The organism is Methylobacterium sp. C1, from assembly GCF_001854385.1.
GTDB lineage: Bacteria > Pseudomonadota > Alphaproteobacteria > Rhizobiales > Beijerinckiaceae > Methylobacterium > Methylobacterium radiotolerans.
This window is the reverse complement of sequence record NZ_CP017640.1, coordinates 2,196,601-2,220,385: the sequence shown is the minus strand read 5'-3', so window position 1 is coordinate 2,220,385 and position 23,785 is coordinate 2,196,601. Positions and strand designations below refer to the sequence as shown.

Annotated in this window: 17 protein-coding genes; 8 read left to right on the top strand and 9 right to left on the bottom strand. The window is 72.9% G+C overall.

What is annotated here, in order from left to right; translation table 11 throughout:
• Positions 1–68 precede the first annotated feature (68 nt).
• From garD to BKE41_RS10210, 5 genes are all read right to left on the bottom strand, one after another.
• A complete protein-coding gene (garD, locus tag BKE41_RS10230) occupies positions 69–1,673 on the bottom strand; it encodes a galactarate dehydratase (RefSeq protein WP_024830365.1) in 1,605 nt (534 codons plus the stop codon).
• Between the two features lie 44 nt (positions 1,674–1,717).
• Entirely contained in the window at positions 1,718–2,605 is an 888-nt protein-coding gene (locus BKE41_RS10225) for a 2-hydroxy-3-oxopropionate reductase (protein ID WP_012318759.1), read from the bottom strand.
• Between the two features lie 24 nt (positions 2,606–2,629).
• On the bottom strand, positions 2,630–3,394 hold the full coding sequence (locus BKE41_RS10220) for an HpcH/HpaI aldolase/citrate lyase family protein (protein ID WP_070999297.1): 765 nt from the start codon (positions 3,392–3,394) through the stop codon (positions 2,630–2,632).
• 130 nt (positions 3,395–3,524) lie between these two features.
• Positions 3,525–4,415 (bottom strand): LysR family transcriptional regulator, encoded by an 891-nt coding sequence (locus BKE41_RS10215; RefSeq protein ID WP_029360871.1) that lies wholly within the window; start codon positions 4,413–4,415, stop codon positions 3,525–3,527.
• A gap of 121 nt (positions 4,416–4,536) precedes the next feature.
• Entirely contained in the window at positions 4,537–5,670 is a 1,134-nt protein-coding gene (locus BKE41_RS10210; RefSeq protein WP_070999295.1) for a branched-chain amino acid ABC transporter substrate-binding protein, read from the bottom strand.
• Between the two features lie 352 nt (positions 5,671–6,022).
• On the opposite strand from BKE41_RS10210, the gene BKE41_RS10205 reads away from it, so the two are divergent.
• Positions 6,023–8,764 (top strand): glucosidase, encoded by a 2,742-nt coding sequence (locus BKE41_RS10205; RefSeq protein WP_245295940.1) that lies wholly within the window; start codon positions 6,023–6,025, stop codon positions 8,762–8,764.
• 52 nt (positions 8,765–8,816) lie between these two features.
• On the opposite strand, the gene BKE41_RS10200 is transcribed toward BKE41_RS10205, so the two are convergent.
• A complete protein-coding gene (locus BKE41_RS10200) occupies positions 8,817–9,134 on the bottom strand; it encodes a hypothetical protein (RefSeq protein ID WP_012318754.1) in 318 nt (105 codons plus the stop codon).
• A 175-nt stretch (positions 9,135–9,309) separates the two neighbouring features.
• Positions 9,310–9,588, bottom strand: a complete 279-nt coding sequence (locus BKE41_RS10195; protein WP_012318753.1) for a hypothetical protein — start codon at positions 9,586–9,588, stop codon at positions 9,310–9,312.
• 583 nt (positions 9,589–10,171) lie between these two features.
• Here BKE41_RS10195 and BKE41_RS10190 point away from each other — a divergent pair.
• On the top strand, positions 10,172–11,887 hold the full coding sequence (locus tag BKE41_RS10190) for an outer membrane beta-barrel protein (RefSeq protein ID WP_071000669.1): 1,716 nt from the start codon (positions 10,172–10,174) through the stop codon (positions 11,885–11,887).
• 318 nt (positions 11,888–12,205) lie between these two features.
• Here the strand turns inward: BKE41_RS10190 and BKE41_RS10185 are convergent, their stop codons facing one another.
• Positions 12,206–12,754: a sugar O-acetyltransferase gene (locus tag BKE41_RS10185; RefSeq protein WP_041372302.1), complete on the bottom strand. Its 549-nt coding sequence runs from the start codon at positions 12,752–12,754 to the stop codon at positions 12,206–12,208.
• Between the two features lie 151 nt (positions 12,755–12,905).
• Here BKE41_RS10185 and BKE41_RS10180 point away from each other — a divergent pair, with 151 nt between their 5' ends.
• The 6 genes from BKE41_RS10180 (at position 12,906) to BKE41_RS10155 (ending at position 22,530) form a co-directional block, all read left to right on the top strand.
• On the top strand, positions 12,906–13,451 hold the full coding sequence (locus tag BKE41_RS10180; protein ID WP_029360879.1) for a TetR family transcriptional regulator C-terminal domain-containing protein: 546 nt from the start codon (positions 12,906–12,908) through the stop codon (positions 13,449–13,451).
• 199 nt (positions 13,452–13,650) lie between these two features.
• Positions 13,651–17,124, top strand: coding sequence for a PAS domain S-box protein (locus BKE41_RS10175; protein WP_070999293.1), 3,474 nt, complete (start codon positions 13,651–13,653; stop codon positions 17,122–17,124).
• A 542-nt stretch (positions 17,125–17,666) separates the two neighbouring features.
• A complete protein-coding gene (locus tag BKE41_RS10170; protein ID WP_029360883.1) occupies positions 17,667–19,343 on the top strand; it encodes a cache domain-containing protein in 1,677 nt (558 codons plus the stop codon).
• Between the two features lie 513 nt (positions 19,344–19,856).
• Positions 19,857–20,870 (top strand): taurine ABC transporter substrate-binding protein, encoded by a 1,014-nt coding sequence (gene tauA, locus BKE41_RS10165; RefSeq protein ID WP_012318747.1) that lies wholly within the window; start codon positions 19,857–19,859, stop codon positions 20,868–20,870.
• Between the two features lie 23 nt (positions 20,871–20,893).
• Positions 20,894–21,685: an ATP-binding cassette domain-containing protein gene (locus BKE41_RS10160; RefSeq protein ID WP_070999291.1), complete on the top strand. Its 792-nt coding sequence runs from the start codon at positions 20,894–20,896 to the stop codon at positions 21,683–21,685.
• Positions 21,682–22,530, top strand: coding sequence for an ABC transporter permease subunit (locus BKE41_RS10155; RefSeq protein ID WP_070999290.1), 849 nt, complete (start codon positions 21,682–21,684; stop codon positions 22,528–22,530). Before BKE41_RS10160 ends, BKE41_RS10155 begins: the two co-directional genes overlap by 4 nt.
• Here BKE41_RS10155 and BKE41_RS10150 read toward each other — a convergent pair.
• The gene (locus tag BKE41_RS10150) at positions 22,527–23,246 is read right to left on the bottom strand and encodes a hypothetical protein (RefSeq protein WP_070999288.1); all 720 of its coding nucleotides are present in this window, start codon (positions 23,244–23,246) and stop codon (positions 22,527–22,529) included. The genes BKE41_RS10155 and BKE41_RS10150 overlap by 4 nt on opposite strands.
• Positions 23,247–23,785: the final 539 nt, after the last annotated feature.

The following is a 23,785-nucleotide window of genomic DNA, read 5'->3' as shown; positions in this document are numbered from 1 at the left end:
CGGCTGCCTAGCAGAGTCCGGCCACGCTGACGACGCGGCGGGACGCAACGCCGTCCCGCCGGTGAGTCTCAGGTGATCGGCGCGGGGTTGAACAGGGTCAGGTCGTTGAACAGCCCCCACCGGTCCGACCAGGGGCGCTTGCGCCCGCTCGCCACGTCGAGGATCAGGTGGAACAGCTCCCAGCCGACCTCCTCGATCGTCGCCGCGCCGGTGGCGATGCGCCCGGCATCGAGGTCGATCAGGTCGGCCCAGCGCTCGGCGAGCTCCGTGCGGGTGGCGACCTTGATCACCGGCGCCTGACTGAGCCCGTAGGGCGTGCCGCGGCCGGTGGAGAACACCTGCAGGGTGATGCCCGAGGCGAGCTGCAGCGTGCCGCAGACGAAGTCGCTCGCCGGCGTCGCGGCGAAGATCAGGCCCTTCTCGCGGACGCGCTCGCCGGGCGCCAGGACCCCGGAGATCGCGCTCGTGCCCGATTTGGCGACCGAGCCCAAAGCCTTCTCGACGATGTTGTTGAGCCCGCCCTTCTTGTTGCCCGGCGACGGGTTGGCGCGGCGGTCGGCCTCGCCCTTGGCGAGGTAGGCGTCGTACCACGCCATCTCGCGGACCAGCGCCGCGGCGACCTCCGGGGACTTGGCGCGCGGGGTGAGCAGGTGGATCGCGTCGCGCACCTCGGTCACCTCGGAGAACATCACGGTGGCGCCGCAGCGGACCAGCAGGTCGGCCGCGAAGCCGAGCGCCGGGTTGGCGGTGACGCCCGAGAAGGCGTCGCTGCCGCCGCATTGCAGGCCGACCACCAGCTCGGAGGCCGGGCAGGTCTCGCGCGTCCGGCGGTTCAGCACCGCGAGGCGCGCCTCGGCCATGGTCAGGATGCTGTCGATCATGGCCGAGAAGCCGTGGTGGCGCTCGTCCTGGAGCCGCACCACCCCGTCGCCGGCCGCGCCGCTGTCGGGCAGGAGCCGCTCCGAGACGAGCTTCTCGCAGCCGAGTCCGACGACCATGACCTCGCCGCCGAAATTCGGGTTCCGCGCGAGGCTCTGGAGCGTCCGGATCGGCACCACCGCCTCGGGGGCGTTGATGGCGACGCCGCAGCCGTAGGCGTGGGTCAGGCCGACCACGTCGTCGACGTTGGGGAAGCGCGGCAGCAGTTCCTGCTTGATCCGCCGGATCGCCACGTCGAGGGTGCCGGCGACGCACTGGACGCTGATCGAGATCGCCAGGATGTTCTTGGTGCCCACCGACCCGTCCGGGTTGCGGTAGCCCTCGAAGGTGTAGCCCTCGAGCGGGGGCAGGGGGGCCGGCACGCGGGTGGCCATCTCCAGGGCGTCGAGAGCCGGGGCGACCGGCGTGGCGACGCGGGATTCCTCCACCCAGGCGCCCCGCGGGATCGGTTGCGTCGCGATGCCCACCACCTCGCCGTAGCGGCGGACCTCGCCGCCCTCCGGGATGTCGGTGAGGGCGACCTTGTGGCCCTGCGGCACGAACTCGACGAGTTCCAGCCCGTCCGGGAACACCGTGCCGGCCGGCAGCCCGAAGGCGTTGACCACGATCGCGACGTTGTCGCGCGCGCTCAGGCGGATCGTGCGCGGCACGTCTCCGGCGGCCCCTGCGGCCCCTCCGCCGGCCCCCGCGCCGGCCGGGTGCGGGCGGGTCGGGGCTTCGATCTCGGCCCGCATCGGATGCTCCTTCCGTCTCGCGCCCGTCCGGGCTCCTGTCGGGATCAGGCGGCGTCGCCGACCGCGTGGTTCGCCAGGGCCTCCAGGGCCTTCACCAGGGCGGAGTGGTCCCAGGCCGCGCCGCCCTGCGCCACGCAGGCCGAGAACAGCTGCTGCGCCAGCGCCGTGGCGGGCAGGCTGAGGCCGAGCGTCCGGGCGTTGTCCAGGGCGAGGTTCAGGTCCTTCTGGTGCAGGCCGATGCGGAAGCCGGGATCGAAGGTCCGCTCGATCATCCGCGCGCCGTGCAGCTCCAGGATCCGCGAGGTGGCCAGCCCGCCGGTGATCGCCTGCCGCACCTTGGCGGGGTCGGCGCCGGCCTTCGAGGCGAAGAGCAGCCCCTCGGCCACCGCCTCGATGGTCAGGGCGACGATGATCTGGTTGGCGACCTTGGCGACCTGCCCGGACCCGACCGGGCCGACATGCGTGACCGTCTTGCCCATGGCGGCGAACAGGGGCTCGGCGCGCGCGAAGGTCTCGGCCTCGCCGCCGACCATGATCGAGAGCGCGGCGTTCTTGGCCCCGACCTCGCCGCCGGAGACCGGCGCGTCGAGATAGGCGCCACCCCGCTCGGCGATCCGGGCGGCGAAATCCTTGGTGGCCAGCGGCGCGATCGAGCTCATGTCGATCACGGTCTTGCCCGGGCTGAGCCCCCCGGCGACCCCGTCCGCGCCGAACAGGACCTGCTCCACGTCCGGGGTGTCGGGCAGCATCAGGATGATCGTGTCGGCGCGCTCGGCCACCTCGGCTGCGGTGGCGCAGGCGGTGCCGCCCGCCGCGAGCAGGGCCTCGGGCACGCCGCGCCGGGACTTGAGGAACAGGCTGTGGCCCGCGGCGATCAGGTGTCCGGCCATGGGCGCGCCCATGATGCCGAGGCCGATGAATCCGATGTTCATGGGGATCGATCCCGGTTGCGGAGCTCAGGCGCGGAAGCGGGCGGCGAGCGCCTCGGCGTTGCGGGCGAGGAGCCCCATGTCGGAGCCCACCGCGGTGAAGCGGGTGCCGGCCGCGATGTAGCGGCGGGCCAGCTCCTCGCTCGGCGTGAGGATGCCGGCCTGCTTGCCGGCCCGGACGATCCGGGCGACCGCCGCCTCGATGGTGGCGACCACCTCCGGGTGGCCCTGCTGGCCGACGTAGCCGAGGCTTGTGGAGAGGTCGCCGGGCCCGATGAACACGCCGTCGACGCCCTCCACGGCGGCGATCGCGTCCAGATTGTCGAGGGCGCGGCGGGACTCGACCTGCACCGCCACGAAGATCTCGGCCTCGCAACGGGTGTGGTAGTCCTTGATCCGGCCGAACCGGGCGGCGCGGGGCGCCTGCGAGAAGCCGCGGATGCCCCGCGGCGCGTAGCGGGTCGCCGCGACCACCCGGGCAGCCTGCTCGGCATCGTCGATGTTGGGGATCATCAGCGACTGCGCGCCGGCGTCGAGGATCCGCTTGATGGTGATCGGGTCGTCGCTCGGCACCCGCACCATCGGGTGCGTGTCGCCCTCCATCATCGCCTGGAGCTGGGCGTAGATGTCCCGGAGGTCGTTGGCCGAGTGCTCCATGTCGAGGAGCAGCCAGTCGAACCCGGCCCCGGCGACCACCTCGGTGGAGATGGGACTGGCGAGGCTGCACCACAGGCCGATCTGCTGGCGCCCCTCGGCGAGGGCCGCCTTGAAGCGGTTGGTGAGGCTGTCCATCACGATCCTCCCTGGGGACGTCGCGGCGTCTGCGCGCCGTTCGCCCCATCACGCGCAGCCTTCCGTCGCGAGGTCAAAGCCAAACACTGGATCGATCGATGCGGATCGCGCATCGATCGACCGTGCGGGCTCACGCGGGCGGCATCTCGGCCACGATCGAGACCAGCTGGGCGATGAGCGGGTCGTCCGCGTCGCGCCGCCACGCGAGGAGCAGTTCCACCGGGCGCGGCGCCGGCAGGGCGAGGGGCCGGAACACCACGCCCTCGAAGCGCAGGCGCTCGGCGGCGGCCGGCACCAGGGCGATGCCGAGCGCCGCCCGCACGAGGGCCAGGATCGAGTGGATCTGCGTCAGCTGCTGGACCATAGGGGGCCGGATCTCGGCCTCGGCGAGCAGGCCCAGGACGAGGTCGTGGAAGTAGCGCGCCTCGTTGGGCGCGTAGCCGATGAGCGGCTCGCGCCCGAGATCGGCGGGGGTGAGCCCGTCGCGCAGGGCCAGGGGGTTCCCGGCCGGCAGGGCCACCACCAGGGGCTCGGCCAGCGCCCGGACGGCGATCAGGTCCGGGTGCGTCACCGGCGGGCGCACCAGCGCGGCGTCGATCCGGCCGGCGAGCAGCTCCTCGATCTGGTCCTTGCTGACCATCTCGCGCAGCGCGAGGGTCACGTCCGGCAGCGCCCGCCGGAACGCGGTGACGAGGCGCGGCAGGAAGTCGTAGGCCGAGGCGGCCGTGAAGCCGAACTTGAGGACGCCCGCCCGCCCCGCCGCCACCTGCCGGGTGACGTGGGTCGCGGTCTCGGCGAGCCGCAGGATGCGCTGGGCCTCGGGCAGGAAGCTGCGGCCGGCGGCGGTCAGCCGGACGGTGCGGCTGGTGCGCTCCAGGAGCTGCACGTCGAGGACGCGCTCCAGAACCTGGATCTGCCGCGACAGCGGCGGCTGCGTCATGTTCAGCCGGGCGGCCGCACGCCCGAAATGCAGCTCCTCCGCCACGGCGGCGAAGCACCGGAGCTGGCTGAAGTCGAACATGAAGGCTCCCTCTGCGGATGGCGGCGCAGTCGGGGGAAGCATAAGCCCTGCGCGGCCGCCACGTTCAGGCAGCCGCCCTCATCCAATTAGGTGAGGCGGCGGCCGGCCCGGCCCGCCCGGCCTACGGCGCCACTTCGTGCCCGGCGTAGTCGATCCGGCCGTCCGGGCCCTTCGTCCACTCGTAGATCACGTAGTCGGGCCGGGTCAGGTCGCCCTTCCTGTCGTAGGCGATCGGCCCGACCACCGTGTCCACCGGCTTGCCCTGGTGCAGCCAGTCCGCGAGCGCCCGGCCGTCGCTGGAGCCCGTCTCGGCCATCGCCTTCGCCAGGACCTGCACGGCCGCGTAGGCGTAGAGCGTGTAGGCCTCGGGATCGATGCCCCGGGCGTTGAACGCCGCCACCACGCCCCTGGCGTTCGGGTTCTTGCGGGCGTCCGGCGCGAAGGTCATCAGGGTCCCGGCCGCGCCCGGGCCGGCGATCTGGACGAATTCCTTGTCGGGGATGGCGTCGCCGCTCATCATGCGGGCGGTCAGGCCCTGATCGCGCATCTGCCGGATGATCAGCCCGGCCTCGGTGTGCACGCCGCCGAAATAGACGACGTCGACGTTGGCGGACTTCAGCTTGGAGACGAGGGCCGCGTAATCCTTCTCGCCCGGGTTGATGCCCTCGAACAGCACCTCCCTGCCGCCCTTGGCCCTGAACGCCTTCAGGGTCTCGTCGGCCAGGCCCTTGCCGTAGGGGGTCTTGTCGTGGACGAAGGCGATCTTCTTGCCCTCGAAGTGCGCGGCCAGGTAGCTGCCCGCCACCGCGCCCTGCTGGTCGTCGCGGCTGCAGGTGCGGAACGTGTTCCACATGCCGCGCTCGGTGAACTTCACGCTCGTGGAGGCCGGCGTGACCTGGATGATGCCGGCGTCGAGGTAGACGTCGGAGGCCGGGATCGTGACGCCCGAGTTGTAGTCGCCGACGACCATCCTCACGCCGTCGCTGGCGAACTTGTTGGCCACCGAGACGCCCTGCTTCGGGTCGGAGGCGTCGTCGCCGACCGTGACGGTCAGCGTCGTGCCCTTCAGCGTCCCGGCCCTGTTCAGGTCCTCGACCGCCTGGCTCACGCCGTTCCGGATCTGGGCGCCGAAGGCGGCGTTCGGCCCGGTCATGGGCGCGGCGACGCCGATCTTCACCGGCGCGCCGCCCTCCTGACCTCGCGCCGCGGTCATGAGCAGCAGCCCGGCCAGGCCGGCCATCAGTAATCGCGTCATCTTTCCCCCAAGATGTGGCCGGACAGATCGCCGACGAACGCTGAATTCGGACAGATCAACGCGGATCGCCGCGCGTCGAGTCGCAGACCAGCCGGCGCGATCCTGTCGCTCACCTTCACCGGGGTCAAGGTTTCGGGGCGGGCCGGGACGGCCCGGGGACGGGCGGGCCGCGGGGCCGGAGGGCTCGCCCTCGCGGAGCTGTGTGGCGGCCGCGCGGCAGGCCGGGCCGGGCTGGCGTCAATGATGCATCGGGCCGGCGCATCCGCAGCAACCCGCCGTGACCGATGGCCGCCTCCTGTCCCCGCCGCGCCCCCAGCCCCAGCCGACCGAGCCCGCGTCCGGGACGCGGCTGATGGGGCCGCGCGCGGACGAGGATCGGGACGGGGATCGGGGCGAGGGTCGGGACGCGTCGGTGGACTGGGCCGAGCGCCGCCGGATCGCCGAGCAGGGCCGGGGCGAGCGGGCGTGGTCGCTCTGGGGTCCCTACCTCAGCGAGCGGCAATGGGGGACCGTGCGGGAGGATTACAGCCCCTGCGGCAACGCCTGGGCCGCCCTGACGCACGAGGACGCCCGCTCGCGCGCCTATCGCTGGGGCGAGGACGGGCTGGCGGGGATCTGCGACGAGCGCGGCGGCCTCTGCCTTTCCCTCGCCCTCTGGAACGGGCGCGACCGCATCCTCAAGGAGCGGCTGTTCGGCCTGACCAACCAGGAGGGCAACCACGGCGAGGACGTGAAGGAGGTCTACCACTACCTCGACGCGGTCCCGAGCCACGCCTACCTGAAGATGCTCTACCGCTACCCGCAGGCGGCCTTTCCCTACGCGGACCTCGTCGCCGAGAACGGGCGGCGCGGGCGGGAGCAGCCCGAGTACGAGATCGAGGAGACGGGCGTCTTCGACGGGGACCGGTTCTTCGACGTCACCGTGGAGTACGCCAAGGCCGACGCCGACGACGTCCACGCGGTGATCACCGCGCTGAACCGGGGGCCCGAGCCCGCCGACCTCCACCTCGTCCCGCAGCTCTGGTTCCGCAACACGTGGTCGTGGCAGGCGGGGCCGGCCGGGCAGGCGCGCCCGCGGATCGCCCGCGCGCCCGACGGGGGCGCGATCTGCACCCACGACCGGCTCGGGCCGTACCGGCTCGCCTTCGACGGGGCGCCGGACCTCCTGTTCTGCGAGAACGACACCAACCTGCGGCGGCACGGCGGGCAGCCGGACGCCCCCGGGCCGTTCAAGGACGGGCTCCACGCGGCGATCGTCGACGGCGATCCCGCTGCGGTGCGCCGGGACGCGGGCACCAAGCTCGGCCTGCACTACGCGCTGCGGCTGGCGCCCGGGGAGACCGCCCGGGTCCGCCTGCGGCTGTCGGCGGGCCTGCGCGCCCGGGCCGTCGACGACGGCTCCCTGGTCCGCCGCCGGGTCGCCGAGGCCGACGCGTTCTACGAGGAATTGCAGGACGGCATCGCGAGCCCGGAGTCCCGCGCGATCTTCCGCCAGGCCGCCGCCGGCCTGATCTGGTCGAAGCAGCTCTACTGCTACGACGTGCGGCGCTGGCTGGAGGGCGACCCGCTCCAGCCGCCGCCGCCCCGGGCGCGCGCGGGCGGCCGCAACGGCCAGTGGCGCCACTTCGCGGCGGCCGACGTGCTGTCGATGCCCGATACCTGGGAATATCCCTGGTTCGCCGCCTGGGACCTCGCCTTCCACTGCCTGCCGCTCGCCCTGCTGGACCCGGACTTCGCCAAGAAGCAGCTCCTGCTGCTGACCCGCGAATGGTACATGCACCCGAACGGCCAGCTCCCGGCCTACGAGTGGGAGTTCGGCGACGCCAACCCGCCGGTCCACGCCTGGGCCACCTACCGGGTGTTCGAGATCGACCGGGACCGGCGGGGCGGGCGCGGCGACCTCGCCTTCCTGGAAGGCGTGTTCCACAAGCTCCTGATCAACTTCTCCTGGTGGGTGAACCGCAAGGACGCGCAGGGGCGCAACGTCTTCCAGGGCGGCTTCCTGGGACTCGACAATGTCGGCGTGTTCGACCGCTCGCGCCCGCCCCCGGGCTTCGGGGTGGTGCACCAGGCCGACGGCACCGCCTGGATGGCGATGTACGCGCTCAACATGATGGGCATCGCCCTGGAGCTCGCCCTCCACAACGACGTCTACGAGAGCACCGCCTCCAAGTTCTTCGAGCACTTCCTGCTCATCGCCGAGGCCATGACCGACATGGGCGGGTCAGGGGGCGGGTCAGGGGGCGGGGAGGGCGGCGGGGAGGGCGGCGGGTTCGGCCTGTGGGACGAGATCGACGAGTTCTACTACGACGAGGTCGACATCCCCGGCGGCGGGATGCTGCCGTTGCGGGTCCGCTCCATGGTCGGGCTGGTCCCGCTCTTCGCCGTCGAGGTGATCGAGCCCTCGGTGCTCCACCGGCTGCCGGACTTCGCCCGGCGCCTGAACTGGGTGCTGGAGAACCGGCCCCACCTCGCCCGGCTGGTCTCCCGCTGGACCGAGGGCGGCGTGAAGGACCGCAAGCTGCTGTCGCTGCTGCGCGGCCACCGGATGAAGGCGCTGCTGCGCCGGATGCTCGACGAGGCCGAGTTCCTCTCGCCCTACGGCGTGCGCTCCCTGTCGAAGGTGCACCGCGACGCGCCCTACGTGCTCAACGAGCTCGGCGCCTCCTTCACGGTCCGGTACGACCCGGCCGATTCCACCTCGAACATGTTCGGCGGCAACTCGAACTGGCGCGGCCCGGTCTGGATGCCGATGAACTTCCTCATCGTCGAGGCGCTGCGGCGGTTCCACACCTATTACGGCGACGACTTCCGGGTGGAATACCCGACGGGCTCGGGCGCGCTGCTCACGCTCAGCGCCATCGCGGACGCCCTGGAGGATCGCCTGATCGCCCTGTTCGCCAAGGACGAAACAGGCCGCCGGCCGGCCTTCGGCACCCGTCCGCCGATCGCCCCGGCACCGGGCGCCGAGGAGCCGCTGCTGTTCCACGAGTTCTTCGACGGCGATACCGGCCGGGGGCTCGGCGCCGCGCACCAGACCGGGTGGACGGCCCTGATCATCAACCTGCTGCGCGACCGGGCGCGCGCCCGGTAGGCGCGCCCGGTCGGGAACCGGCCGATCCGGCCAGCAGCCGGTCAGAAGCCGGTCAGCAGCTCAGCCGCCGGCCCTCGCGGCGCCCGAACACCCGGTAATGGGCAGCCCCCGATTCCATCTGGCCGTTGGCCACGGCGCGCCGGACATCCGGGTTGCAGCGCAGGTACTCGCGCTCGTCGAACCCGTAATTGGCGCGGCCGCGGTAATCGTCCCGGTCGCGGTAGCCGCGGTCCCGGTAATCGTAATCGCCGCGGTCGCGGTAACCGCGCCCGCCGTAATCGTCGTAGTCGGGGCGCGGCTGCGCGGAGACCGGGCCGACCACGCCCAGAATGCCGAGGCTCACCGCGGCCGCTGCCAGAATCGCCTTCATCGTACCAATCCTCCCTTGTCGGTGGCCAGAAACGCGTCGGGGCGCGGATGGTTCGATCGCCTCGGACGTGGCACCCCCGGCCAAATCGAGCTCAGCCCCCGCGATGCGGGAAGCTCGCCTCGCGGCGCTGCCCCGGCCCGCGCCGGGTCGGACGCCGCCCCGGCGCGGATGCGCGTCACATGCGACGCATCATCTCGCGACGCATCTCGCGGTGGCGCATCTCGCGACGCATCTCCCGATGCATCATGTGGCGCTCCATCCGGTGGCGCATCATCCGGCGCTCCATGCGACGGCGCATCATGTGGCGCTCGACGGGATCCATCTGGACCGTCGAGACCATGCCGGCGGGCGCCGACACGCCCGTGCCGGGTCCGATCGGCGCGGCGGAGGCCGGGATCGCGACGGCGGAGCCGAGGGCCGCCAGCAGGGCGGCGGCAATGATCGTTGAACGCACGTGAGGTTTCCTCTCTCGCCGCCCGGCAAGACGGGCGGGCGTTTCCAGGGGACTCGCGGCCGGGTCCGCCCGCAATCCCGCCCAGGAAGGCTCGGGCTGCCCGGATGGTTCCCCGGACCGGGCCGCCCCGCCACGAACGCGCCGGAGCGGTGTCGCGACGGGCATCGCGTCGGGCCGGCGGCCCGGCCCCGTGGCCGCCCTGGATTAGACCGGGCAGGGCGCAGGTGATGCACGAACGCATCACCCGGCCGCAAAAGCGAACGGAACCAAGCCGCGGCGCGACCGAAGATCACAGCAAAATCTCCGCTGACAATGACTCCAATACACCCTCAACATACTAAGTCTCGAAGATACACGACATCGATAAAATACACTTCTCTCATCGACGATTGCGGAGCGAGTGAAATTTGATGAGACAGATCAAAACTTCGCGCTTCAAAATCGAGACATCATGACCTAGTCATAAGAACGCATTATGCGAACCGCGCGAGATCAGCAGAAGCTCCACTTCGGCATCCGAATCCTGACCGACGAAGAGACCTTGACGCTCATGCCTTCGACGACGCGCGGCGGGGGACACTACATGTATCGCATCTCGAGTTCCGGACTTCTCCTGTGCCTGCTGTCGCAGACCGCGATGGCGGCGGACCTCCCGCGGAGGGCCCTTCCGCCGGCGGTGACGGCCGTGCCGATCTTCTCCTGGACCGGAGCGCATGCCGGCCTGTTCGCCGGTTACGGGACCCTCGATCGGGCCACGCAGTTCGTCTGCACAGGTCCGGACGGGCAGCCCGGAGCCCGGAACTGCCCGGTCATTCCATCGAAGCGGGCCTCGGACGGGAGCTTCGTCGGCGGCGCCGAGGTCGGCTACGATTGGCAGGTGAATTCCGGCTTCGTCGCCGGCGCCGCCGCGGATTACCAATTCACCCGGCTGTGGGGCTACGATCGCCGCGAAGGCGCCTTTCCGGCCGCGGGCGGCGGCTTCTATCGCCGCAGCGTCGCCCATTCCGGCCAGAGGCTGGACGAGCTCGCCACCCTGCGCGGCAGGATCGGCTTCGCCGTCGATCGCACCCTCGTCTACGCCACGGGCGGCCTCGCCGCGGGCACGGTCCGGACCGACAACAACCTGTCGCTGGCCGGTTTCCCGCTGTTCGACGGGCGCCAGGGCGCGGTGCGCCTGGGCTACGTGGCCGGCGCCGGCATCGAGCACGCCTTCAGCGAGCACCTCTCCGCCAAGGTCGAGGGTCTCTACTACGATCTCGGCTCCCGGGCGGTCCTCCCGGCTCCGTCGTACCCCGTGCTGACCGGCTACCACGCCGGCTCGCGGGTCGCGACGGACGGCTTCCTGGCCCGCGTCGGCCTCAATTACCGGTTCGGAGCCGGGCTGCCCGACCTGCCGCCGGTCGCGCTGGCCGGCCCGGCGACCTGGGATTTCGAGGGCGGCCTGCGCTACTTCTTCAGCGCCGGGACCCCGCGCGAGAAGCTCGGCGACCCCGACGCGCCGGGCCAGCTCAACTCCCGCCTGACCTACGCCAACGCCCAGGCCCATGCCGGCGAGAGCTTCGCCCGGCTCGAGCACAACCCCACCGGCCTGTTCGCCAAGGGCTTCCTCGGCTCGGGCGGCGTCACCGGCGGCCGCCTCGCCGACGAGGACTTCCCGCCCGCCCTGCGCCGCTACTCGAAGACGCTGTCGCCGATCAAGGACGGCGACATCGGCTACGGCGTGATCGATCTCGGCTACGACGTGCTGCGCCGGGACGGGTACAAGCTCGGCGGCTTCCTCGGCTACCAGTTCGCGTCCGAACTGTATAACGGCTACGGCTGCCGTCAGGTGGCGGGCGGGACTCCCTGCGCCAGACCCTACCCGACCAGCATGAAGACGCTGGGCGAGAGCATGCAGTGGAACGCGCTGCGCGTCGGCGTGATCGGCGAAGCGCGGTTCGACCGGGTCCGGCTGAGCCTGGAAGGCGCCTACCTGCCGGTCGTGAGCCTGAGCGGCGTCGACCGGCACTGGCTGCGGCCCGACATCAACCCGGGGCCGGAAGGCGGCCGCGGCGACGGCTACTTCCTGGAGGGGATCATCGCGTACGACCTGACGCCGTCCGTCAGCGTCGGCGTCGGCGGCCGCTACTGGCAGCTCCAGGCCGACAAGGCGCACACGACGGCCTTCCCGTTCTCGCCGCCCAGCCCGATGAAGTTCGAGACCGGTCGCTACGGCGGGTTCGCGCAGCTCTCCTACCGGCTGGCCGATTTCGGCTTCGGCGAGACAGGCGCTCCGGCGGCCCCGATCCGCAAGGACTGATCCAGCCGCCACCCCGCGCCCGAACGCCGGCGCGGCCGGTCAGGGGACGGGCCGCGCCGGCCGTTCGATCCCGGTGCCGCGATCCCGGTGCCGCGATCCCGGCATCGGCCCCACCCGGCCCGCGGCAGCGACGCCGCGGGGCCGCTCAGCTTGGCCGCGCGGCCGTGTGAACCGGCCGCGACCGGTCGTCGGCGTCCCCGGCAGGTCCGGCCCGGACGGGAGCTCCGGCCCGGACGGGAGCTCCGGCAGGCTCGGCGGAGGGCCGACGCGGCCGGACCGCTCCCCCACGCAGCGCGCGCCCCGCGCCCCCTCATCCCCTCAGGGCCGCGGCCGCGCCGGGTTCCCCACCACGGTGACGCCGGCCGGGACGTCGCGCGTGACCACGCTGCCCGCCCCGACGATCGCGTCGTCGCCGATCGTGACCCCGGGGAGGATGATCGCGCCGCTGCCGATCCAGACATTGGCGCCGATCACCACCGGGCGGGCGAATTCCAGCATCTGCCGCCGCTGCGCCGGGTCGCGCGGATGATCGGGTGTCAGGATCTGCACGGCCGTGCCGATCTGCGTCAGGTCGCCGATCGTGACCGACATCACGTCGAGGATCGCGCACCCGAAGTTCAGGAACACGCCGCGGCCCAGGCTGATGTTGTAGCCGTAGTCGCAGTGGAACGGCGGCCGGATGTTGCAGCCCGGACCGACGCGCGCGAAGGCCTCCTCCAGGAGTGCCTGCCGCTCGGGCTGGCTCCGCGTCTGCGTGGCGTTATACCGGTCCATCCATTCCGAGATGCGCCGGTTGTCGGCGGCCAGCTCCGGGTCGTCGGCGCAGTACAGCTCGCCGGCCAGCATCTTCTGCTTCTGGGTCTTCATGATCTCTGTCGTCACGGTGAGAACCTCCCTCCGGCCGCGTCGGTCCGCCTCCGGCCCGACACCGCGGGCCCCAGCCATGCGTACAGATGTACACATCGAGGCCGCGCGCGTCACGGCCCGGCTGCCCTGAACCGGATCCGAGGAGGTCTGCTTGCCCGCCGCCCAGCGCCGTTTCGACCCGGATCGCCGGGCGCGCATCGTCCGGGCGACCCTCGACGTCGTCGCCGAGCACGGCGTCGCCGGCACGACCCACCGCCGGGTCGCGGCGGCGGCCGACGTGCCGCTCGGCTCCATGACCTACCATTTCGACAGCCTCGACGCGCTGCTGACGGAAGCGTTCACCGGGCTGGCCGACACGGTCTCGGCGCGGTTCGCCGACCGGCTCGCCGCGGCCGCGACCGTCGACGAGGCCTGCGAGGCCGTGGTCGACCTGATCGTGAGCGACATCTGGGCGAGCCCGCGCACGATGCTGCTGAGCTACGAGCTCTACGCCTTCGCGGCCCGGAACCCGCCGCTGCGCCGGGTGATGCAGGACTGGATGGCCAAGAGCCGCGCGGCCCTGGGGCGGCACTTCGCGCCGGAGACCGCCAAGGCCCTCGACGCGATGATCGAGGGCCTGACGATCCATCGCTCGGTCGACCCGCAGCCGGCGGATCGCGCGCAGGTGCGGGCGATCGTCGAGCGGCTGGTGCGGTAGGTCTGCTCCCGTCCGCGCCGCGACACGCTCCGGCGCGCCGGGCCCTCAAGCGATCGTGATCGCGGGGTGACAGGCGCCGAATGCCGCACGGTGCCGGCAAGGAATCCGCAACCATCGCACGAGCAGGTTCGTGCCGATATGCGCGCCGCCGGCGCGTCCGGGCGCGGTCCGCGTCGCTGGCAGGGATCCGCAAGCGCCGATGCAGACTGACGCGACCCGCCCGGCCGCGCCGCCGGATCCCGCTCGGCCTCAGGCCGCGGGCGAGCCTGCCCCCTGGGACGGGGCCCCCGGCTTCGGGCAGTGGCGCCTCGATCCGTGCACCCGCCGGGTGACCCGGTCGGCGAATCTCGCGCGGCTGCTCGGGACGCCCGGCGCGTGCGACCTGCCGCTCGCCGAGCACGTCGCCTGCTATCATCCGGACGACCGCGCCGCCCTGGTCGCGCGGCTCGAGGGGATCCTGGAGGGGAGCCGGCCGGCCATCCCCTACCAGGCGCGGGCCCGCGTCGTCCGCCCGGACGGGACCGTGCTGGACGCGATCATCCAGGGGCTGCCCGAGTCCGGGCCCGACGGCGCGCTCGTGGCCCTGCACGGCCTCATCCTCGATGTGACCGACCTCGTCCAGTCGGAGCGGCGGGCGCGCGAGACCGACATGATCCTGCGCGGCACGCTGGACAGCATGGAGCAGGGCCTCGTCGTCCTCGATGCCGGCCGGCGGGTGCGCGCGTTCAACCGGAGCGCCGCGGACCTCCTCGACCTGCCGGACGACATCCTGCGGGCGGGCGTCGCCCTCCCGGACATCCACGCCTACCAGCGGGCCCGCGGCGACTTCGCGGAGGCCGGGTCCGATCCGGGCTTCGCGACGGCCGGGCGCGGGCGGGGCCCGCTGCCGCCGCTGTTCGACTGGCGCCTGCCCAGCGGGCTGATCCTGGAAGTCCGGTGCTCGGCCCTGCCGGACGGCGGCACCGTCCTGACCTTCGGCGACGTGACGCAGAACCGGATCGCCGAGCGGGCGCTGGAGGAGAGCGAGCGCCGCTACCGGCTGCTGGCCGAGAACGCCACCGACATCATCATCTGGTCCGACCTGACCGCCCGCCGCCGCTACGTCTCGCCGGCGGTGCGCGCCGTCCTGGGCTACGACCCGCAGGACCTGATCGGCACCCACCCCCTCGACTTCGTCCACCCCGACGAGGTCGGCGCGTACCGCCGCGTGCTCGACGACCTCACCGGCGGCCGCGCGTCCCGCGCCCTGACCTCCCAGCGCTACCGGCACCGGGACGGGCACTGGGTCTGGCTGGAGATCTCGTTCAGCCTGACCCACGACCGGGCGACCGGCGCCCCGGACGGCTACGTCGCGACCCTGCGCGACGTGAGCGCCCGCAAGGCCGCGGAGGACGCCCTGCGCCTGAGCGAGGCCCGCTACCGGGCCCTGGCGGACGCGCTGCCGCAGCTCGTCTGGATCGCCAGCATCGAGACCGGCGACGCCTCCTACGTCAACCGGCGCTTCGAGGATTACTACGGCCCGATCGGCCCGACGCGCGCCGCCCGGATCGCCCGGACCCATCCCGACGACGCGGAGCGGATGGAGCGGCTCTGGTCGGAGGCCCCCACCCGCCGCGCGCCCTACGAGGTCGAGGGCCGCCTGCAGCGGCACGACGGCCCCTACCGCTGGCACAAGATCGTGCTCCTGCCGATCTGGCAGGGCGAGACCATGGTGGGCATGCTCGGCACCGCCCTGGACATCGACGAGATCGTCACCGCCCGGCGCGAGGTGGAGGCTGCCAGCAGCCTGCTGCACCTCGCCCAGCAGGCCGCGCATGCCGGAACGTGGCACCTCGACCTCGACAGCGGCCGGATCGAGTGGTCCCCCGAGAGCGCGCGCCTCCACGGCATCGAGACCGACCGGAACCACGTCCTCGACACCCGGGACTGGCTCGCGCTGATCGACCGCGTCGACGGGGAGCGCGCGATGGAGATCGCCGCGGCGGCCGCGGCCGCGGGGGAGACCTTCTCGATCGAGTTCCGCGTCCCCACCCCGGACGGGGGCGTGCGCTGGATCAACGGCGTCGGGCGCGGCGCGCCCGGGCAGGCGCGGCGGATGATCGGCCTCAACATCGACGTCACCGCCCGCAAGGCCGCCGAGGCGGCGCTCCTCGACGCCAAGGCGGCGGCCGACGCCGCGTGCCTGCAGGCGGAGCGGGCGAGCGCGGCCAAGAGCGAGTTCCTCGCCGCCATGAGCCACGAGATCCGCACGCCGCTCAACGGGGTGATCGGCTACGCCGACCTGCTCCTCGACGGGACGGATCTCGGCCCGGCGGCGCGCCGGAACGCCGACCGGATCCGCACCGCCGGAGCCGCGCTCCTGACGGTGGTCAACGACGTCCTCGACTTCTCGAAGGTCGAGGCCGGCCAGATCGAGATCGTGCCCCGGCCCTTCGCCCTGGAGGCGCTGATCGACAACGCGGTGTCGATCGTGCGCCCCTCGGCGGAGCGCAAGGGGCTCGCCCTCACGGTCGCCCTCGGCCCGGGCCTGCCCGACTGGATCGAGGGCGACGAGGACCGCCTCCGGCAGATCCTGCTCAACCTGCTCAACAACGCCATGAAGTTCACCGCCTCGGGCGGCATCGACCTGTCGGTCCGGGTCAGCCCGGACGCCGCCAGCGCGACCGGCGGGACGCGGCTGCGCTTCGCGGTCCGCGACACCGGCATCGGCATCCCGACCGACAAGTGCGACCGCCTGTTCCGGCGCTTCTCGCAGGTCGACGGCTCGATCAGCCGCGAGTACGGCGGCACCGGGCTGGGGCTCGCCATCTCGAAATCCCTCGTCACGCTGATGGGCGGGACGATCGGCGTCGCGAGCACGGTCGGTCACGGCTCGACCTTCTGGTTCGAAGCCGACCTGCCCGCCGCCTTCCCCCCGGCCCGCGAGACCGCGCCGGCCTCGGCGATCGCCCGCGCGACCGGCCGCCGCCTGCTCCTGGCCGAGGACGTGCCGCTCAACCAGGACCTCGCCCGGACGATCCTGGAGCGCGCCGGGCACGCGGTGGACGTGGTGGCCGACGGGGTCGCCGCGGTGGCGGCCGTCCAGCAGCGATCCTACGACCTCGTGCTGATGGACGTGCAGATGCCCGTGATGGACGGCATCGCGGCGACCCGGAGGATCCGCGCCCTGGGCGGCGCCGCCGGCCGCCTGCCGATCCTCGCGATGACGGCGAACGTCCTGCCGCAGCAGGTGGCCGAGCTGCGCGCCGCCGGGCTCGACGACCATATCGGCAAGCCGTTCCGCGCGGACGCGCTGCTCGCCGCGATCGACCGCTGGGCGGGCCCCCGCGCGGAGCCGCCGCGCCGCGGGGGCACGATCGACCGCGCCACCCTGGACGAGATGACCGCGATGGTCGGCCGGGCGCGGATGGGCGATCTCCTGGCGATGCTGGCGAAGGAACTCGCCGAGCGGTTCGGGCCGGCGGCGCCCGACGGCGACCGGACGCGGCTGATGGGGGACGCGCACGCCATGGTGTCGGCGGCCAGCATGATCGGCTTCGTGGATCTGGCCGCGACCTGCCGGGCCTTCGAGACGGCCTGCCGCGCGGGCGACGACGTCACCGCGCTGCTGTCCACGCTCCGGGCCCAGGCGGCCGCGACGATCGACGAGATCGCGGTGCTGCGCGCGGCCTGAGCGGACGACCTGAGCGGACGACCTGAACCCGCTCGCCCCCGCGGCGCGCACCACGCCCTCTTCGGCGGCCCGCGAGAGCCGCTCCCGGTCGTGCGGCGACCGGGCCGAGGACGGCTCGAGGACGGTTCGAGGACGGTTCGAGGACGGCTCGAGGATGGCCGTCGCCGATCCGGGCCGGGCGCCTGTCCCGCCCCTCCGACGACCCCGATCGGGACGATTCCACGACCGGACCGGGAAGGGGAACGGGAACGGGAACGGGAACCGACGGCGTCGGTGATGCCGATGGCCGTCCGCCGGGCCGTCCGTCAGGCCGGGACCTGGAACACAACCTCAATCAGCATCAGCCATATATACGCATACTATTAGCGCCATATTCCAATCTATTCGGACATAACTTCTTATTACCTGTGATGACATAAGCCGCCTTCGCCGACCGAACTGCGTTCCGGCCTGCCGCTTATAGCCTCCACGAAGCTCTCCCCCTCTCGCGCATGCACCCCGCGTCGGACGCGGCGGCCCTGCGCCGCGACGCCCGGATTCCCATGACCCTGCGCATCGGCACCCGTCTCCAGTTGATCACCGCGATGGCCCTGCTCGGCATGGCGGTGCTGATCGGGCTGGCGGCCTGGGACCTGTCCCGGGTGATCGGCGACGCGCGCGCGCTGCAGACCCGCAACCTCGTCGAGGCGGCGCACGGGGCGCTGGCCTACTTCGAGGGCGAGGAGCGGGCGGGGCGGATGAGCCGCGCGGCCGCCCAGGCCGCCGCGATCGCGGAGATCCGCGGCCTGCACTACGCCGGCAGCGAGTATTTCTGGATCCAGGACATGCAGCCGCGGATGCTGCTGCATCCGAAGGACGCGCTGATCGGTCAGGATGTCGGCGGCCTCACCGATCCGGCCGGCAAGCACCTCTTCGTCGCGATGGTGGAGCAGGTTCGCCGGGCGGGGGCGGGGTTCGTCGCCTATAGCTGGCCGAAACCGGGCCTCGACCGGCCCGTGCCCAAGATCTCCTACGTGAAGGGTTTCGCGCCCTGGGGCTGGATCATCGGGACCGGGATCTACGCGGACGACACCGCCGATCAGGTGCGCCCGGCCCTCCAACGCCTCCTCGCCGGCGCCGCCCTCGCCGCGCTGGTGATCGCCGGCCTGGCGACGCTGATCGGCCGGGGCGTCGCCCGCCCGATCCGGGCGCTGACCGACACGATGGACGGCCTCGCCGGGGGAGACCTCGAGCGGGCGGTGCCCCGCACCGGCGGCACCGAGGAGATCGGCCGGATGGCCGCCGCCGTGCAGGTGTTCAAGGACAACCTGATCCGCACCCGGCAGCTCGAGGCGGAGACGGCGCGGGCCCGCGCCTCGGCCGAGGCGCAGCGCCGTGACGGCATGCGCCAGATGGCGGACGGTTTCGAGGCCGCGGTCGGGGGCATCATCGGGCAGGTCTCGGCCGCGGCCACCGAGCTGCAGGCCACCGCCGGTTCCATGTCGGGCTTGGCCGGCCAGACCTCGATCCAGTCCCGCACGGTCGCGGCGGCGGCCGAGGAAGCCGCCGCCAACGTCGGCACGGTCGCGGCGGCCGCCGAGGAACTGGGCGCTTCGGTGCAGGAGATCGGCCGGCAGGTCCAGGGCTCGGCCGGCCTCGCCCAGGCGGCGGTCGGCGAGGCCGACCGGACCGGCGCGCTGGTGCAGGAGCTCAGCGCGGCCGTGACGCGGATCGGCGACGTCGCCGGGCTGATCGCCGCGATCGCCGGCCAGACGAACCTGCTCGCGCTCAACGCCGCCATCGAGGCGGCCCGTGCCGGCACGGCCGGGCGCGGCTTCGCGGTCGTGGCCTCCGAGGTGAAGGCCCTGGCCGAGCAGACCGCCAGGGCGACGGCGGAGATCTCGGGGCAGATCGCGCGGGTTCAGGGCGTGACCGGGCAGGCGGTCGGCGCGGTCGGCGCGATCACGGCGCGCATCCGCGAGATCGACGCCGTGGCGACCTCGATCGCGGCCGCCGTGGAGCAGCAGGGCGCGGCCACCCAGGAGATCGTGCGCAACGTCGGGGAGGCCGCGCAGGGGACCGGGGCGGTGACCGGCACGATCGCGCGCGTGGCGGGTGCCGCCGGGGAGACGGGAGCGGCGGCGGGGCAGGTGCTCGGCGCGGCCTCCGCGCTGTCGCGTCAGTCCGAGCACCTCGCCGCCGAGGTCGGGCGCTTCCTCGCGACGGTGCGCGCCGCCTGAGCCGCGGGCGCGGCCCCGCGCGGGACCGCGCCCGGGGTTTTGCACGCCGAAATTTTCGTCTCCCGCGGGCGCGGCGGCCAGCAGCAACGATCCCGGCCGTCGGTCCGGCCCGCCGGACCGTGCCGGGCCAAGCGCTGCATCGACCCGGCGTGGCGCCGCGACCGCGCCGCGCCTCCGCTCCGAGACGCTCCGGGACGACGAGGAGCGGCATCTCCGATCGGATCGTTCCGGAGATCAGGACCCGATCTCGCGCGCTCCGGGGAGATGAACATCCCGAAGCGCGCGATCTTCGCGCCGCCGGGCGCGACCGTCTCCGGCCCGCTTGCCGCCGCGACGGCCCGCGGCGCGGCGCGGATCCCGGGCGCGGCCCGGCCGGAGCGCGGGCCGCGGGCGCGCGGTGGCGCGCCCGGAACGGCCGCCCGGGCCCTTGCCTTCGACGCCGAGCTTGGCCGACCCTGGACCCCGGCCGCCCGAGTCGCCTCCGCGCCGGGCCGGCCGGAGAGGGAACATCTCATGACATCAGCCGGTCCGCACCGCCGCGCCGTCGCGCTGGCCGCCCTGGCCACCCTGGTTCTCGGCGCGCCGCTCCCCGGCACCGCCCGCGCGGCCGACCGGGAGGTCACCTTCGCCCACCAGGACATGGTGGTGCCGTTCCGCGCCCTGATGGCCTCCGGGGCGATCGAGAAGGCGACCGGTTACACGATCCACTGGCGCAAGTTCGGCGGCGGCGGCGACGTGATCCGCGCCATGGCCTCGGGCAGCGTCCAGATCGGCGAGGCGGGGTCGAGCCCGATCGCGGCGGCCGCCTCGCAGGGGCTCGACATCCAGCTGTTCTGGATCCTCGACGAGATCGCCGACGCCGAGCAGCTCGTGGCCCGCGCCGGCAGCGGCGTGACGGGCGTGGCCGACCTGCGCGGCAAGACGATCGCGGTCCCGTTCGTGTCGACCGCCCACTACCAGCTGATCGCCGCCCTGGCGGAGGCCGGGCTGACGCAGGCCGATGTCCGGATCCTGAACATGCGCCCGCCCGAGATCGCCGCCGCCTGGGAGCGCGGCGACATCGACGCGACCTTCATCTGGGATCCGGTGCTCGCCCGGGTGAAGAAGTCCGGCACGGTGGTGGTCTCGGCCGGCGACCTCGCCCGCCGGGGCAAGGCGACCTTCGACGGACTCGTGGTCGACCGGGCCTGGGCGGCGCGGAACCGCGACTTCCTGGCGACGCTCGTCCGGCTGATCGCCGCCCAGGACGCGGCCTACGCCGCCAAGCCCTGGGGCGCCGACGCGCCGGAGGTGGCGGCGGTGGCCCGGGTCACCGGCTCGGCCCCCGCGGAGGTGCCGGCGAGCCTCGCGGCCTACCGGTTCCCGACCCTGGAGGCGCAGGCCTCGCCGGCCTGGCTCGGGGGCGGCGCCGCCAAGGCCCTGACCGAGACCGCCGCGTTCCTGAAGGCGCAGGGGCGCGTGCAGGCGCTGGCGCCCGACTACGCCCGGTTCGTCACGACGGAGTTCGTCGAGGCGGCCCGGAAATAGCCTGTCGCCGGACCGGAGGGCCCATGATCGAGATCCGCAACCTGAGCGTCCGCTACGGGCAGGGCGCCGACGCGGTCGCCGCGCTGTCGGGGATCGACCTGACCATCGCGCCCGGAGAGTTCGTGGTGGCGCTCGGCGCCTCGGGCTGCGGCAAGACCACCCTGCTCTCGGTGATCGCGGGGTTCCTGGCGCCCAGCGAGGGCCGCATCCTCCTCGACGGGGTGCCGGTCCGGGGGCCGGGGGCCGAGCGGGGCGTGGTGTTCCAGCGCCACGCCCTGATGCCCTGGCTGGACGTGGCCGAGAACGTGGCCTTCGGGCCGAAGATGCGGGGCGTGCCCCGGGCCGAGCGGCGACGGATCGCCCTGGCGATGCTCGACCTCGTGGGCCTGCCCGACTGCGCCGACCGGAAGGTCCACGAGCTCTCGGGCGGCATGCAGCAGCGGGTCGGCCTCGCCCGGGCGCTCGCCGGAGACCCGCGCGCCCTGCTGATGGACGAGCCGCTCGGCGCGCTGGACGCCTTCACCCGCGAGCAGATCCAGGAGCTGATCCTCGAGATCTGGCACCGGACCGGCAAGATGGCCTTCTTCATCACCCACGACGTCGAGGAGGCGGTGTTCCTCGCCACCCGGCTGGTGATCATGAGCCCGCGGCCCGGCCGCATCGTCGAGACGCTGGACCTGCCCTTCTCCCGGGCCGCGGTCGCCGGCCGCGACACGCGGGCCGTGAAGTCGGACCCCGCCTTCATCGCCGTGCGCGAGCGCGTGCTCGCGCGCATCCGCGGCGGCGCCGACGCGGCGGCCGAGGCCGTCCGATGAGCGCTCTGTCCCGCGCCGCGCCGGACGCGGTCCCGGCCTCGGCGCCGGCCCCGCGGGCGCGCTTCGGATCCCGCCGCGGCGGGATCCTGGTGCCGGCGGTCAGCACCGTCACCGTGCTGTCGGCCCTCGGCCTCTGGCTGGCCGCCACCCGCGCCGGCTGGGTGAAGCCGCTGTTCCTGCCGCCGCCGGAAGCGGTCCTGGCGGCCTTCGGGCAGGCCTGGCGCGGGGAGATCGACGGCGCCCCGCTCGGGCTCCACATCGGCGACAGCCTCCTGCGCGTCCTCGGCGCCTTCGCGCTCGCCGCCCTGTTCGGCATCCCGGCCGGGCTCGCCATGGGCACGAGCCGGATCGCCCGGGGCATCCTCGACCCGCCGATCGAGTTCTACCGGCCGCTGCCGCCGCTCGCCTACCTGCCGCTGATGATCATCTGGTTCGGGATCGGCGAGCTGTCGAAGGTGCTGCTGATCTTCCTCGCCTGCTTCGCCCCGGTGGCGCTCGCCGCGCGGGCGGGGGTGCGCTCCGCCTCGCTCGACCAGATCAACGCCGCGCGCGCCCTCGGGGCGAGCCGCTGGCAGGTCCTGCGCCACGTGGTCTTCCCGGCGGCGCTGCCGGAGATCCTGATCGGCCTGCGGATCGGCATGGGCGTGGGCTGGACCACCCTGGTGGCCGCCGAGATGGTGGCGGCCCAGGCCGGGCTCGGGCAGCTCGTCCTCAACGCCTCCAACTTCCTGCGCACGGACGTGGTGCTGATGGGCATCCTGGTGATCGGCCTGTTCGCCGGCCTGTTCGAACTCGGGATGCGGGCCCTGGAGCGCGTGCTGGTACCCTGGAAGGGCAGAAACTAGCGCCGCCGCAGCACCTGCTTGAGCCGGCTGTCCGCGTGCGGATCGACGTAGTGCAGCAGGGCGGTGGCCCGGATCGCGTCGGACGCGCAGGGCTCGTTCGTGTGCAGCGAGCGGTAGCCCCAGAAGAAGTAGAGGCTTCCCGGCTTCAGCGGCAGGCGGATCACGCGGTTGCTGCCGCGGTCGTAGGCGCGGGTCAGGAGCGTCTGCGCGAGCGGATTGTCGACCAGCACCTTGTCCACGAGGTTGACGAGGTAGCTCCGACGCAGCGGGCGGGTGTTCGGGTGGATGATCAGGCGCCCCGGGGACCCGTGGTCCGGCATCGTGATGGGGATGAGGGCCGTGAGCACGTAGGAGTCGAAGTGGAAGCGCATCGAGTGCGTCCTGGCGCCCCCTCCCGCCAGGCAGCGCAGGATCTGGTAGAAGCCGACATCCGGCGCGGGCCGTCCCACGGCGCTCTCGTAGATGCCGCGGCACAGGGCGTTGAAGGCCGGGTCGTCCGGCAGGGCGGCCAGGAACGTGCCGCCGAGATCCTTCGTCCCGGCGAAACCCGCGTACTCGCCGCCCTTCGCGGCGACCGCCCGCGCGACGAAAGCCTGCGCGACACGCAGGTCCTCCGGGCTCACGTAGTCCTCGAGAACCGCGTAGCCCCGTGACGTGATCTGCTGTGCAATCGCCCCCGCGACCGGTCCGGAGGGGGCCTTGAACATGTAGCTCATGGGACCGTACCTTGCCGACGCGCGCCGCACGACGCCTGAGAGCCGGTAAATCCGCTACCAAGAACACTATCTAAGCCTATACAACCCAATTCGGCAATCGTTAACCGGCATAAATAGCTGCACGGGATGGCGCAATTTGAGCCATTACTGCACAGTCCGCCGGAGCAGCTGGATTCGTTCTCGCGGCGCGGCGATGGATGGTTCCGCGCGGAGGCTCTGTGGATCGACGGAGCCTGCCGTCTCGCGTGGGTCTCTGCATCCACGTCCGCGTCCCGACAAGATGTGGGGCCCATCAGGCAGCGGACGTGGAGGTCGGCAGAACCAACCCGTCCTTGATCGCGTCGGCCCGCGCGCCGGTCGCCCTCATTTGATGTGCTGACGAACCGCCCTCGGCCTTCGCGCGGATGTCCAGGGCGCGCCCGATCCGCTCCGGGTCGGGGGCGGCGCCGGTTCCGCTCCTGCCGGCGCAGATCAGGTGCCGGCCAGTGGAAGGGACGGCCCGTCGCCGCGCGAAGCAGAAGAAAATTCTCTTCCGGCCC

Coding starts and splice junctions, on each gene's coding strand:
- BKE41_RS10155 (WP_070999290.1), top strand. CDS start 21,682: ATGAGCGCTCTGTCCCGCGCCGCGCCGGACGCGGTCCCGGCCTCGGCG.
- BKE41_RS10210 (WP_070999295.1), bottom strand. CDS start 5,670: ATGACGCGATTACTGATGGCCGGCCTGGCCGGGCTGCTGCTCATGACC.
- BKE41_RS10175 (WP_070999293.1), top strand. CDS start 13,651: ATGCAGACTGACGCGACCCGCCCGGCCGCGCCGCCGGATCCCGCTCGG.
- BKE41_RS10170 (WP_029360883.1), top strand. CDS start 17,667: ATGACCCTGCGCATCGGCACCCGTCTCCAGTTGATCACCGCGATGGCC.
- BKE41_RS10225 (WP_012318759.1), bottom strand. CDS start 2,605: ATGAACATCGGATTCATCGGCCTCGGCATCATGGGCGCGCCCATGGCC.
- tauA (WP_012318747.1), top strand. CDS start 19,857: ATGACATCAGCCGGTCCGCACCGCCGCGCCGTCGCGCTGGCCGCCCTG.
- BKE41_RS10185 (WP_041372302.1), bottom strand. CDS start 12,754: ATGAAGACCCAGAAGCAGAAGATGCTGGCCGGCGAGCTGTACTGCGCC.
- BKE41_RS10160 (WP_070999291.1), top strand. CDS start 20,894: ATGATCGAGATCCGCAACCTGAGCGTCCGCTACGGGCAGGGCGCCGAC.
- BKE41_RS10215 (WP_029360871.1), bottom strand. CDS start 4,415: ATGTTCGACTTCAGCCAGCTCCGGTGCTTCGCCGCCGTGGCGGAGGAG.
- BKE41_RS10205 (WP_245295940.1), top strand. CDS start 6,023: ATGGGGCCGCGCGCGGACGAGGATCGGGACGGGGATCGGGGCGAGGGT.
- BKE41_RS10220 (WP_070999297.1), bottom strand. CDS start 3,394: ATGGACAGCCTCACCAACCGCTTCAAGGCGGCCCTCGCCGAGGGGCGC.
- BKE41_RS10190 (WP_071000669.1), top strand. CDS start 10,172: ATGTATCGCATCTCGAGTTCCGGACTTCTCCTGTGCCTGCTGTCGCAG.
- BKE41_RS10150 (WP_070999288.1), bottom strand. CDS start 23,246: ATGAGCTACATGTTCAAGGCCCCCTCCGGACCGGTCGCGGGGGCGATT.
- BKE41_RS10200 (WP_012318754.1), bottom strand. CDS start 9,134: ATGAAGGCGATTCTGGCAGCGGCCGCGGTGAGCCTCGGCATTCTGGGC.
- garD (WP_024830365.1), bottom strand. CDS start 1,673: ATGCGGGCCGAGATCGAAGCCCCGACCCGCCCGCACCCGGCCGGCGCG.